Source organism: Hymenobacter terrigena, assembly GCF_054776515.1.
The window spans coordinates 283,182-296,034 of the sequence record NZ_BAAHBU010000003.1 but is presented as its reverse complement, the minus strand read 5'-3'; the positions used below and the strand labels follow the sequence as shown (position 1 = coordinate 296,034).

Below are 12,853 nucleotides of genomic sequence, written 5' to 3'. Positions count from 1 at the left end.
TTCAAACGTTTGGATGAGCCCTAGAAAATTTTTCCCGGGTTCAGAATGCCATTCGGGTCGAATACGCCTTTGATGCCGCGCATCAGGTTCAGGTTGGCTTCGGCCAGGGCGATGCCGATGTAGCCTTTCTGCACCAGCCCGATGCCGTGCTCGCCGGAAATGGTGCCACCCAGCTTCACGCACAGCTCAAAGATTTCGGAGATGGGCTGGCGCAGGCCCACGTTCCACATCTCGTCGGAGAGTTCGCCGCGGATGATGTTAACGTGCAGGTTGCCGTCGCCGGCGTGGCCGTAGCATACGCTCTTGAAGCCGTAGCGGGCGCCGATTTCCTTCACGCCTTTGAGCAGCGTGGGCAGCTCAGCGCGGGGCACCACGGTATCTTCTTCCTTATACACGGAGTTGTAGCGCACCGAATTGCCGATGTTGCGGCGAATACGCCAGAGGTCGTCCTTCTGTCCGGCCGTGTCGGCGAGGAGAATTTCGCCCACGTCGTAGTGCTCCAGCACGCCGTACACCTGTTCGGCCTCCTTATATAGCTGGTCCAAATCCTGGCCATCGAGTTCGATGAGTAGGTGGGCTTTGATGTCTTCGGGCAGCGTGAGCGGGATTTTCAGATAATCCGACGACCAGGCAATGGCCTCGCGCTCCATAAACTCCATGCCCGAGGGGATGATGCCCGCCCGGAACACGGCCGAAACCGCATCGGCCGCCTGGGCTTCCTGCCGAAAGGGCACCAGCATCAGAATATTGTGCTGCGGGAAGGGCAAAAGCCGAAACACCACTTTGGTGATGATGCCCAGCGTGCCCTCTGAGCCCACCATGAGCTGGGTAAGGTTGTAACCGGTGGAGTTTTTGAGGGTGTTGGCGGCCGTCCAGATGATTTCGCCGGTTGGCAGCACCACCTGCAAATTCAGCACGTAGTCCTTTGTGGTGCCGTATTTCACGGCTTTGGGGCCGCCGCTGCTGTGGGCCAGGTTACCGCCCAAAAAGCAGCTGCCCTTGCTGGCCGGGTCGGGCGGGTAGAACAGCCCAACTTCCTTCACCGCGTTCTGAAACGCCTCGTTCACCACGCCGGGCTCGACGGTGGCTTGCAGGTTGCGCTCGTCAATCTGAATAATTTTATTGAGCCGCTCGGTGCTCAGCACCACGCCGTGGTAAATGGGCAACGCGCCGCCGCTCAGGCCGGTGCCGGCCCCGCGCGGCGTGACGGGAATGCGGTGCGCGTGGCACAGGCGCATAATCTGGCTGATTTCCTCGGCACTGGCCGGGCGCAGCACCACATCGGGCGCAAAATGAAAGTCTTCGGTGTGGTCGCGGCCATAGTCGGCGTAGGCATCGGCCGTAGCCGTGGCCTCGGCGCGCTGGGCAGTAAGGACGTGCGCCGGGCCGACGATGGCCTCAAACGCAACAATTAGTTCGGGGGTCAGGGCGTTAAAGTTCATGAACGGTAAAGCTGGAAAGGCCGCGCAAACTATCTTTGCGGCCGATGGGTAGGGTGACAACGAAGATACTACCGCTGCTGCTGCTGACTTTGGTCCTGTTGGCCAGCTGCCACCGCAAGCTTAATTATCGCGACGGCCAGTACCGCTCGGCCCGCGAAATGGTGCGCCTGAAAAAGGGCGGCCGGGCGAGCCCGACCCGCAAATCCAAGGTCGTGGTGGCCACCCCCAGTGGCGCCAAAACCAAAGTGGTGACCAAGCGCCCCGCTCGCATGGGCAGTGCCACCGGCACCCTGGCCTCGGTGATTGAGGCCGCTCGCTCCTACCAGGGAACCCCCTACCTCTACGGTGGCACTACGCGCCTGGGCCTCGACTGCTCGGGCCTGCTGCAATTAGCTTTTGGCGAGGCCGGTGTCACTATTCCGCGCTCGTCCAACGAACAGGCCGTGTGGGGCGACCCCGTGAAATCCACCGACTTACAGCCCGGCGATTTAGTATTTTTTGGAGCTTCGCCCGGCAGCCGCACCATCACGCACGTGGGTTTGGTGACAGTGGCCGACGAGGAAGGCGTGGATTTTATTCACGCGTCAACTTCACTCGGCGTAGTCGAAAACAGCTTTGAATCTGATTATTACCTCAGTCGGTTCATTCGGGCCGTGCGGCCCCGGCTGTGATGCAAGCACCCATTATCTTTGCCTGACAAATAACTAATTCCGACGATATTAATCAATGGTAAAATTTACGTAATATTGGCCCTTTCGGCACCGTCGTACCTTTGTCCCGCTTTTACAAAGCTCACTGTTTCCACCAACCTTTTTCAACATGAATAATTTAAGTTTACGCCACCTGCTACTGCTGGCGCTGATGCTCCTGACGGCCCGCGTAGGCTGGAGCCAAGGCGCGACCACAGCAGCAATGAGCGGAGTTATCTCCGACAAGAACGGCGCGGGCTTGCCCGGTGCCACCGTAATTGCCATTCATACGCCCACCAACACGCAGTACGTAGCGCCCACCAACTCCGATGGCCGCTTCAACATCCAGAACATGCGCGTGGGCGGCCCTTACACGGTTCGTGTGACGTTTGTAGGTTATAAGGACGTTACCCGGGAAGGTATCAATCTAACTCTGGGTCAGAGCTTACGCTTCGACCAGGTACTAAGTGATGCTTCGACGGAGTTGGCGGAAGTAACGGTGAGCGGCCGCCGCGACCCCATCATGAGCGCCGACCACACCGGCGCCAGCACCACGGTGCAGCGCGAAACCATTGAGCGCCTGCCCACCCTGAACCGTTCGTTGAACGACTTCACCCGCCTCACGCCCCAGGCCAACGGCCAGAGCTTCGGCGGCCGCAACAGCGGCTACAACAACATCACCGTTGATGGCGCCATCTTCAACAACGCCTTCGGCTTGTCGTCGACGGTAGGTGGTCAGGCCGGTGCTCAGCCCATTTCGCTGGATGCCATCGACCAGATTCAGGTAAGCATCGCGCCTTTCGACGTTCGTCAGGGTTCGTTTACGGGTGCCGGCATCAACGTCGTGACCCGTTCGGGCTCGAACAAAGTATCGGCTTCCATCTATGACTTCTTCCGCAACCAGAACCTGGTGGGCAGCAAAGTAGGCGATGTTACCAGCGACTACCCCAAGTTTAACCTGAACAACATCGGCTTCCGCGTGGGTGGTCCGATTATTAAGGACAAGTTGTTCTTCTTCATCAATGCCGAGTCGGAGCGCCGCAACGACCCGCCCACGGGCAACTTCACGGCCAACCGCGAAACCACGGCTCCCGCAACGGGCAGCACCGTGTCGAACGCTTCGGCCCGTGACCTTGACGCCTTGAGCAACTTCCTGCAGCAGCAGTACGGCTACAATCCCGGCCCTTATGAAAGCTACAACCTGCGCTCGAACAGCGACAAGGCTACCATCAAGCTCGACTGGAACATAAACAACAACAACCGGTTCAACATCAAGTACAACTACTTGAAGTCGTATAGCGACATCCCGCCGAGCACTTCGGGCGCTATCAACGCGCAGCGCTCGCAGTCGCAGTTTGGTTTGCCCTACTTGTCGTCGTACTACACGATTAACAACAACCTGAATTCCATCATCGCCGAACTGAACAGCACCCTCGGCGGGGGTAAGTATTCGAACAACCTGACAGCCGGTTACTCGGCATTCCGCGACTTCCGCGAGAGCAGCGGGGGCATATTCCCACTCGTTGACATCGGTACTAGCGTTGGCCGTAGCACGGGCACGGCCCTGAATGGCATCAACGCATCGAACTCGCTGACCACGTTCGGCTACGAGCCTTTCTCGGCTTTCAACATTCTGAACTCGGACGTTTATCAGTTCGGCGACAACTTCACCGCTTACCTTGGCAAGCACAACGTGACGGTGGGTACCTACAACGAGTACTACAAGTTCCGCAACGGTTTTGCCCCGAACTACTATGGCAACTATTCCTTCAACTCGCTGGAGGACTTCTATGCCTCGGCTGGTTTTAACTACGACCGCACCACCGCTACATACTCGCCCTTTGCCGCTGGCACCACCCGCCCCGGCCCGCAGCGCTACAACCTCCAGTACTCGGCCCTGCCGGGTGGTAGCTTCCCCTTTGCCGACATCACGGCGGCCCAGTTGGGCCTGTACCTGCAGGACGAATGGTCGCCCCGCAGCAACCTGAAAGTAACCTACGGCCTGCGGGCTGACCTGCCCTTCCTGACTTCGGATTTGCAGCAGAACACCAACGCCGCTAACCTTACCTTCCGCGATGGCGTGCAACTCAACACGGGCTCGGTGCCGAAGAAATCGGTATTGCTCTCGCCGCGTGCCGGCTTCAACTGGGACGTGAACGACGACCGCAAGACGCAGCTGCGTGGAGGTACGGGCATCTTCACCGGCCGTGTGCCCTTCGTATGGCTGTCTAACCAAGCCAGCAACAACGGCGTGCAGTTCGGTTCGTTCAGCACATCGGGGGCGGTACCGACCACGTCTACCGTCAATGGCCAGACCGTTACCAACGTGAACGCCTCCATCTATCCGTTCAGCCCCAACGTGGATGCTTACCGTCCGCAGAACGCCACGGCTAACACGGCCTATAACCTGGCCGTAACGGATAAGGATTTCAAATTCCCGCAGGTATGGCGCACGAACCTGGCCGTTGACCAGGAACTGCCCGGTGGCGTAATCGGTACGCTGGAAGCTTTCTATACGAAAGACATCAACTCGGTATATCACCAGAACGTGAACCTGCCCGGCACGGAGGCCAACCCCTATAATCGTGCCGTTGGTGCAGATAATCGCCCCATCTTCTGGACTGTTAACAGCCCCGCTGTTATCACCAACGGCTTAGCTGCTACCAGCCGCAACTACCAGATTTATGCTGGGCGCGGCGGTGCTTCGGCTACCAACCCCAACATCAGTGACGCCATCCTGATGAAAAACACCAACAAAGGCTACTCTTACGCCGTGACGGCGCAGTTGCAGAAGTCTTTCGCCAGTGGTTTCTACGCCAGCGCCGCCTACACCTACACCGATTCGCGCTCGGTGAACGACGGTGGTTCGATTGCTCAGTCCATCTGGCGCGACCGTTCGATTTCGGGCGACCCGAATGCTGATGTGCTGAGCTACTCGAGCTACCTGCAACAGCACCGCGTTATCGTTTCGGCTTCGTACCGCAAGGAATATGTAGGCCACTTAGGCACTACGCTCTCGATGTTCTACGAAGGTGCCCCGGCTGTTAGCTCCGGCACAGCCCGCTTCTCTTACGTGTATTCGGGCGACATGAACGGCGACAACCAAACCGCAAACGACCTGATGTACATCCCCCGCACCCAGAGCGAAATCAACCTGCAGCCCATCACCCTTACGGCGGCCCAGGGCGGTGGCGTGTACTCGTCGGCTGACCAGTGGACCGACCTGAACAACTTCATCAACCAGGACAGCTACCTGAGCAAGCACCGCGGCGAGTACGCCGAGCGTAACGGTGCCGCCCGTCCGTGGCTGAACCGTCTGGACTTCCGTCTGCTCCAGGATATCTTCACCAACATCGGCAGCAACCGCAATACCCTGCAGTTGAGTCTGGATATCTTCAACATCGGCAACCTGTTGAACAGCAACTGGGGTGTAGTTCAGACGCCTGTTCGCACCAACCCGCTCAAGTTTGACGGCTACAACGCCGCCGGCCAGCCGGTGTTCGAGTACAGCTACCTGGTGAACCCGGTGAAGAATGCTGATAACACCGTAACCCCCGGCACCAAGCTGACCGATACCTTCCGCAATGACACGGGCGGCCTCGGTTCGCGCTGGCAGGGCCAGGTTGGCATCCGCTACATCTTCAACTAAGCTTTTCCGCTTAGCGTAGCCTTGGAAGAGGGCAGGAAGAAATTCCTGCCCTCTTTTTTTGTGGCTGATTATTTGAGGCTTGCGTCATTCCAGGAAAAAAGATGCTGCCAGGGCTTGCCAAACCGATATTCGCCCGTACTTTTGTCGAACCAAAGCGCAAATGGCACGGCGGTAAACAACAAATCAGGGGGATTAGCTCAGCTGGCTAGAGCGCTTGCATGGCATGCAAGAGGTCATCGGTTCGACTCCGATATTCTCCACTGAAGAAGTGAATAAATAAAAAAGCCCATTCAGATTCCTGAACGGGCTTTTTTATTTATTCACTTCTCGGGTTAACGAAAAACGGCCCTGGAAATAATATCCGGGGCGTTTTCATTGGTGGCTTTAGACAAACAGACCTTCGACGGATAAGTATCGCTCGCCGGTATCGTAGCAGAAGGTGAGCACGCGGCTTCCTTGGGGCATGTCGGGCAGCTTTTTGGCGATGGCAGCCAGTGAGGCCCCCGATGATACGCCGACAAAGATTCCCTCCTCCCGGGCGGCGCGACGCGTCATCTCATAGGCCTCCGCCTGCGAGACTTGAATGGTACCGTCAAGGATGTCGACGTGCAGGTTATCGGGGATGAAGCCGGCACCGATACCTTGGATGGGATGCGGCCCCGGCGCGCCGCCACTGATAACGGGCGAGGCCTCAGGCTCGACGGCGAAGGTTTTCAGGTTGGGGAAATGTGGCTTCAGGGTTTCCGTGACGGCGGTGATGTGGCCGCCGGTGCCCACGCCGGTGATGTGAAAGTCGAAGCCTTCGGGGGCATCGCGCAGGATTTCCTGGGCCGTGGTTTCGGCGTGGATTTTGGGATTGGCGGGGTTGGAGAATTGCATGGGCATCCAGGCGCCAGGCGTATTGGCCACTATTTCGCGGGCTTTTTCAATGGCACCCTTCATGCCTTTTTCGCGGGGCGTGAGCTCCAGGGTAGCCCCGTAAGCGGCCATGAGGCGGCGGCGCTCGATGCTCATGCTTTCGGGCATGACAAGGGTGAGCTTGTAACCTTTCACGGCGGCTACCAGGGCCAGGCCCACGCCGGTATTGCCGGAAGTGGGCTCTACAATCAGGCTGTCTTTGGTGATGGTGCCGTCCTTCTCGGCCTGCTCAATCATGCTCAGGGCAATGCGGTCTTTGATGGACCCGCCGGGGTTGGCGCGCTCCAGCTTCACCCACACTTCTACATCGGGGCGAATGGCGGCAAAAATGCGGTTGAGGCGCACCAGTGGCGTGTTGCCAATGGTATCGAGAATAGAATTGGCTTTCATGCGGGGGTTAAGTAAAAAATTGAATTTGGACGAGAAAAGGCCAAGTGAGCAGCATGCCGCCCACGCTACATTAACGTTAACCAGAAAAATCAGATGGAGAAAACCAGCTCGGCCGCCGGGTCGACGTTGCGCGAAATCTGGATGTGCGCCCGGTGGTACACCCGCGAATGCGAGGGTACGCTTTCGGTCAGCCACACGTTGCCGCCGATGATACTGTGCGCCCCCACCACCGTGCTGCCCCCGAGAATGGTAGCGCCGGCGTAGATAACCACATGGTCCTCAATGGTGGGGTGGCGCTTGGTACCCTGCAAGCCCTTGGTGACGCTGAGCGCGCCCAGCGTGACGCCCTGGTATATCTGCACATTGGACCCGATAATGGCCGTTTCGCCGATGACGAGGCCCGTGCCATGGTCGATGCAGAAGGCCGGGCCGATGTGTGCCCCGGGGTGAATATCCACGCCGGTGCGCTGGTGGGCGTACTCGCTCAGCAGACGCGGCAGGCGTGGCAAGCCCCGCTGGTAGAGGGCATGGGCCAGCCGATAAAGGGCCGTGGCGTAGAAGCCGGGATAGGAACTGATGATTTCGGCCAGGCCCTGGGCGGCGGGGTCGCTGGCCAGAATGGCGCTGGCATCGCGCAGCAACGCGGCTCGCAGGGCCGGCAGCTGGGCCGTAAACTCATCGGCCAGGGCGGCGGGTGAGGCAGGCAGGGCCGGCACGCCCGCGAGCAGCGCGGCCAACTCGGCCCGGAAGTACTGTAGCTCGGCCTCCACGGCGTCGGCATTGGGCAAAGGCCGCTCGGCACGCTGCGGAAAGAGCAGGGCGAGCAAGCCGTCGGCGAGGGCGCAGAAGGCCGCGCCAGGGAGGGCGTCGGGGGCCACGGAGTGAGCGTGAGCCAGCTCTTCGGCAAAAGAATGGGGAAGCACGGGGGCTGAAAACATAAGCAGAGAACCAGCGGAATCAACCGGCAGAGGAAGGGAAGGTTTTGGGCGGCCGGGCAACGGCGGCGCGGCCTTCGCCGTTTAGCCAGTACCCCGCCGGCCACTGCGGCCGCCGGGCCATAAGATACTCTTCCTTTTCCTCTTTCCCATCTTTTTCAGCATTGCCATGGCAGCCGATACCTCCATCACCAAAGTTGATTCGCAGTACTCCCCTACCGGCCCCGACGGCGAGAAATACCTGGCTTCGGGCACGCACATTGCCATGCGCATGTGGGAAAACGAGCAGCCCGGCGAGCCCAAAGCCCCGGCCACCCGGCCCTACGAAACGGTGGGCTACGTGCTCAGTGGCCGCGCCGAACTGCACCTGGCCGGCCAGATGGTTATTCTGGAGCCCGGCAATTCGTGGGTAGTGCCGCGGAATACGGAGCACACTTATAAAATTCTGGAAAGTTTTTCGGCCGTAGAGGCTACGTCGCCGCCGGCGCAGGTGCACGGCCGCGAAGAGAAATAAGCAACCGGTACAACAGCTATGAAAACCCGCGAACTGGGCCGCACCGGCCAGCAAGTTTCGGCCCTGGGCCTGGGCTGCATGTCGATGGCTTCGGACTACGCCTATGGCCCCAGCAACGAGCGCGAGGCCGTGGCCACGCTGCACCGGGCGCTGGAGTTGGGCGTAACGTTTTGGGATACGGCCGATATCTACGGGTTTGGGGCCAACGAGACGCTGCTGCGGCAGGTACTGGTGCCCAACCGCGACCGGATTTTCCTGGCCACCAAGTTTGGCTTTGTGGCCGATGGAACGGGCGGCTCGGCCTTGGATGTGCGCCCCGAGCGCATTGCGGCCGCCTGCGACGCCAGTCTGCAACGCTTGGGTATCGATACCATCGACCTGTATTACGCCCACCGCATCGACCCGGCCGTGCCGGTGGAGGAAATGGTGGGCGCGATGGCGGCGCTGGTGCAAGCTGGGAAAGTGCGGTTTTTGGGCCTGTCGGAAGCCTCGGCGGCATCGTTGCGGCGGGCGGCGGGCACGCACCCCATCGCGGCGCTGCAGTCGGAATATTCCATGTTCACCCGCGACGTGGAGGCAGAAATTCTGCCCGCGTGCCGGGAGCTAGGCATCAGCCTGGTGCCTTTTTCGCCGCTCGGGCGCGGGCTGCTCACGGCCGTTGGCCCGCAGCTGGCCGAGAAGGATTTGCGACGCAGCATGCCCCGTTTCGGGGCCGAAGTCGGCGATGCCAACGTGCCGCTGGTGGCCGGACTGAGGCATCTGGCCGAGGCGCGGGGCATCAGCACGGCGCAGCTGGCGCTGGCGTGGCTGCTGGCGCAGGATGCCCACATCATACCCATTCCGGGCACCAAAAGGCCGAAATACCTCGAAGAAAACGCCGCCGCGGCAGACATTCAGCTTACAACTGATGACCTGGACCAACTCCGCGCCCTGCTGGCAGCCCACCCCGTGGTGGGAGCCCGCTATGGCGAAGGCGCACTGAAACTGGTGAATCGCTAATACAACCGGACTCAAAGGCCTATTCGATGGGGCTGCGCTGGGCCACCACGGCCCAATCGTGCACCATTTTCAGGAGAGAGAATTCCTGAAAGGGCTTGGTCAGGTAGTCATCCATGCCGGCGGCCAGGCATTTGTCCCGCTCGCCGGTAATGGCGTTGGCGGTGAGGGCAATGATGGGCACGGTGAGCCCCAGCTCCTGCCGCAGGATGAGCGTGGCTTCGTAGCCGTTTTTGATGGGCATCTGCACGTCCATCAAAATCAGGTCGAAGGCCTGCGTGCGGGCCAGCTCCACGGCGGCCTGGCCATTGGGGGCTTCCGTCACGCTCATGCCGGCATTGGTGAGGAAAGTGGTGGCCAGCATGCGGTTGAACAGGTTGTCTTCGACCAGCAGAATGTGCTTGCCTTGCAGTTCCTGCTGCATGCCTTCGAGGTCGCCTGGGTCTTTCGGCGAGAGGTGTTGGGCGTTGCCCACGGGCAGGCGCAGGCTAAATCGGCTGACGGTACCGTGGTTTTTTTGGCTTTCAATGCGCAACTCGCCGCCCAGCAGGTGCACCAGCTTTTTGCTGATGCCCAGGCCCAGGCCGGTGCCGCCAAACCGCCGCGTCACGGTCGAATCCTCCTGGCTAAAGTCATCAAAGATGCGGTTCAGGTATTCAGCCTCGATGCCGATGCCGGTATCCTGCACCGTGAATTCGGCCAATACTTCGTCTGGATTCGGGTGGTCGAGCAGCTGGCAGCTAACGCTCACCGTGCCCCGCTCGGTGAATTTCACGGAATTGCCGGCCAGGTTTAGCAGCACCTGGGTGATGCGGAAGGGGTCGCCGAGCACGACTTCGGGCATGGCCGGGTCGAGGGCGACGGTGAAGGTGAGGCCTTTTTCCTCGGCTTTGTATTGCAGGGTTTTCTTGACTTGCTCACAGACGCGCGCGGGGCTGAACCCGATGTGCTCGATGGCCAGCTGGCCGGCCTCAATCTTCGAGAGGTCAAGGATGTCGTTGATGATGACCAGCAGGTTTTCGGCCGAAGCCGTGATGGCGTGCAGGTAGCTGGCCTGCGGGGCCGCCAGCGGGGTTTTGGCCAGCAGCTGGCTCATGCCCATGATGGCGTTCATGGGCGTGCGAATTTCGTGGCTCATGTTGGCCAGGAAATCTTGCTTGGCGCGGGTGCTGCTTTCGGCCTGCGCTTTGGCGTCGCGCAGACTGGTTTCGAGGTGCTTCTGGAGCGTCACATCAAGGTAAATGCCAATGGAGCCGATGTGCTGCTGGCGGTCGTCGTAGAGAGGGGCGCCGCTCACCAGCAGCCACTTGCGCTCGCCGGTTTTGGTGGTTACCACAATCTCATACGAATCGGAAATGCCGTGTTCGCGGGTGCGCAGCTTGCCTTCCACCAGCTCCAGGTCGGGGCCGTTGAGCAGCAGCGGCGAGAGGCGCTGGCCGGCCAGCTCGTCGGTGCAGTAGCCGGTCATGTCGCAAAAACTTTGGTTGGCGTAGAGCAGGTGGTCGTTCAAATCGGCCTCCACCAGCCCGAGCGACATGTTTTCGATGATGCCCCGGTATTTTTCTTCGCGCCGCTTTAAATCCTCTTCGGCCCTGATGCGGGCCGTGATGTCTTCGTACTTCCAGAGGTGACCAATGTAGCGGGAGCCGTCGAAAATGGGGGTAAAAGCGCGCTGAAGGGTGCGGCCATCGCGCAGCGGAACGACGTCGCCGGTGGCGGGCTGGCGGCGGCGCAGCAGCGCTGCGATACGCGCCACGTACTGGTGCGGCTTGCGGACGTATTTGCGGGAGGCTTCGGTGAACCAGGCCCCGTTGCGGCCGTGCAGTTGGGCAGGGGTCTCGGGCACTCCCAGCAGTTGGCAAAAAGCCTCGTTGGTGAACACAATTCGGCGATTTCCGTCTTCCAGCACCAGCCCGTCCTGAAAGTGCGCAATCACGGTAGCCAGTTGCTGATTGGAAGTACCGAGCGCCTCTTCGGCGTCCTTCTGGGCCGAGATGTCGCTGTGCAGGCCACTCAGCATCAGCGGCTGGCCGGTGGCTCCCCAGGCCGTGATGGCGGCCCGGCTCAGCACCCATTTGTAGTTGCCGTCGCGGCAGCGCATCCGGTATTCCGCAGTGGCCATCTTGCCGCCGGCTTGCACATACTTGCGCACGGTTTCTACCACCTGCGTCAGGTCATCGGGGTGCACATGCGCGAGCCAGGTTTCGTACTCATCCGGGAAGCTGTCCTCGTCATACCCCAGCATGGCCTTGTACTCCGATGAGAAGGCGACCTGATGCGTGCGCAGGTTCAGTTCCCAGGCCCCATCGCCGAAGCCCTCCATGGCCAACCCTAAGCGGAGGTCGCTTTCGCGCATGGCACTTTCGGCCAGCTTGAGGGGCGTTACATCGAGCAGAATCCCGCTGTACGATACCCAATCGGGGCCGAAGCTGGTGACGTTGGCGCTGCCCCGCAGCCAGCGAATGGGCTGCCCCGGCACCGCAATGCGGCCTTCGTAAGCCCACGGGGCGTGGTTGTGGGTGGCATAGTCAAGCGACTGCAGAAACCCCTCCAGCTCGTCCGGGTGAATAAAATCCGTCATGCGGCTGAGCTCGTGCGGCGCTATCCCGAACAGTTCCTGCACCTTGGGACTCACGTAGTCAAAGAAGAACGCCCCGTCGTTTTGCTTCCGCCACTCGTAGAGCACGCCGGGCACGTTTTCGGCCAGGTCGCGGAAGCGCCGCTCGCTGCTCACCAGCCGCAGCTGCGCCCGTTTCCATTCCGTAATGTCTTCGAGCAGGCCCACAAAATGCACCACGCCGTCGGCTGCCTCCACCACCGGCCGTACGTTCACGCGCAGCCAGCCCCCGGAGCCCGGCCGCGGGTTGGCTACTTCGTACTGAAACGGCTCGTGCCGCCGCAGACTATCCTGAATATACGCCACCGTGGTCGCATCACGGAGGCCGGCGCACAGAAACCCTTCCAGCTTTTGACCCGCTATCGCACTCATTTCCAGGCCACACAGCTTCGCAAAACCTTTGTTTACCCACTGCACGTAGCCGTCGCCGTTGGTCAGCACTACAGCCGTATGTTGTTCTTCGAGCAGATAGGCCAGCAAGCTAGGCGGCACATAGGCTGCGGCGGGCGTGGCAGCTACCGCCAGCTGGGCACGCAAGGCCGCATTCGCAGTTTTTTGCTGGGCTAACGCCACTTCGAGCTCGGCACGGGTCATAGAAATGCGTCAGCTAAAAGCTCTTCAGTAGATGAATGCACGCTGTGTAAGATACAAACCGTGACCTGGCCTAGACAGGGCGCGGGCCGAAGGAAAGCCAATCAGCCCT

General features: G+C 60.4%; 8 protein-coding genes and 1 tRNA gene. 5 read left to right on the top strand and 4 right to left on the bottom strand.

Annotation, left to right across the window (positions count from 1 at the left end):
* Positions 1-20: 20 nt before the first annotated feature.
* A complete protein-coding gene (locus ACYU7Q_RS14375) occupies positions 21-1,442 on the bottom strand; it encodes an FAD-binding oxidoreductase (protein ID WP_460610128.1) in 1,422 nt (473 codons plus the stop codon).
* Between the two features lie 53 nt (positions 1,443-1,495).
* Between ACYU7Q_RS14375 and ACYU7Q_RS14370 the strand changes: the two genes are divergently transcribed.
* The 3 genes from ACYU7Q_RS14370 to ACYU7Q_RS14360 all read left to right on the top strand — a co-directional run bounded on the left by ACYU7Q_RS14370 (position 1,496) and on the right by ACYU7Q_RS14360 (position 6,040).
* On the top strand, positions 1,496-2,113 hold the full coding sequence (locus tag ACYU7Q_RS14370; protein ID WP_460610127.1) for a C40 family peptidase: 618 nt from the start codon (positions 1,496-1,498) through the stop codon (positions 2,111-2,113).
* A 148-nt stretch (positions 2,114-2,261) separates the two neighbouring features.
* Complete coding sequence (locus ACYU7Q_RS14365) at positions 2,262-5,780, top strand: TonB-dependent receptor (RefSeq protein WP_460610126.1); 3,519 nt, start codon at positions 2,262-2,264, stop codon at positions 5,778-5,780.
* A 186-nt stretch (positions 5,781-5,966) separates the two neighbouring features.
* A tRNA-Ala gene (locus ACYU7Q_RS14360) sits at positions 5,967-6,040 on the top strand.
* A 124-nt stretch (positions 6,041-6,164) separates the two neighbouring features.
* Here ACYU7Q_RS14360 and cysK read toward each other — a convergent pair.
* Together cysK and ACYU7Q_RS14350 are read right to left on the bottom strand one after the other, a co-directional pair.
* Complete coding sequence (gene cysK, locus ACYU7Q_RS14355; RefSeq protein WP_460610125.1) at positions 6,165-7,088, bottom strand: PLP-dependent cysteine synthase family protein; 924 nt, start codon at positions 7,086-7,088, stop codon at positions 6,165-6,167.
* Positions 7,089-7,177: 89 nt separating this feature from the next.
* The gene (locus ACYU7Q_RS14350; RefSeq protein ID WP_460610124.1) at positions 7,178-8,011 is read right to left on the bottom strand and encodes a serine O-acetyltransferase; all 834 of its coding nucleotides are present in this window, start codon (positions 8,009-8,011) and stop codon (positions 7,178-7,180) included.
* A gap of 181 nt (positions 8,012-8,192) precedes the next feature.
* On the opposite strand from ACYU7Q_RS14350, the gene ACYU7Q_RS14345 reads away from it, so the two are divergent.
* Positions 8,193-8,537: a cupin domain-containing protein gene (locus ACYU7Q_RS14345; protein WP_460610123.1), complete on the top strand. Its 345-nt coding sequence runs from the start codon at positions 8,193-8,195 to the stop codon at positions 8,535-8,537.
* Between the two features lie 18 nt (positions 8,538-8,555).
* Positions 8,556-9,536: an aldo-keto reductase family protein gene (locus tag ACYU7Q_RS14340; protein WP_460610122.1), complete on the top strand. Its 981-nt coding sequence runs from the start codon at positions 8,556-8,558 to the stop codon at positions 9,534-9,536.
* A gap of 19 nt (positions 9,537-9,555) precedes the next feature.
* Here ACYU7Q_RS14340 and ACYU7Q_RS14335 read toward each other — a convergent pair whose 3' ends face one another.
* The gene (locus ACYU7Q_RS14335; protein WP_460610121.1) at positions 9,556-12,744 is read right to left on the bottom strand and encodes a PAS domain S-box protein; all 3,189 of its coding nucleotides are present in this window, start codon (positions 12,742-12,744) and stop codon (positions 9,556-9,558) included.
* Positions 12,745-12,853 lie beyond the last annotated feature (109 nt).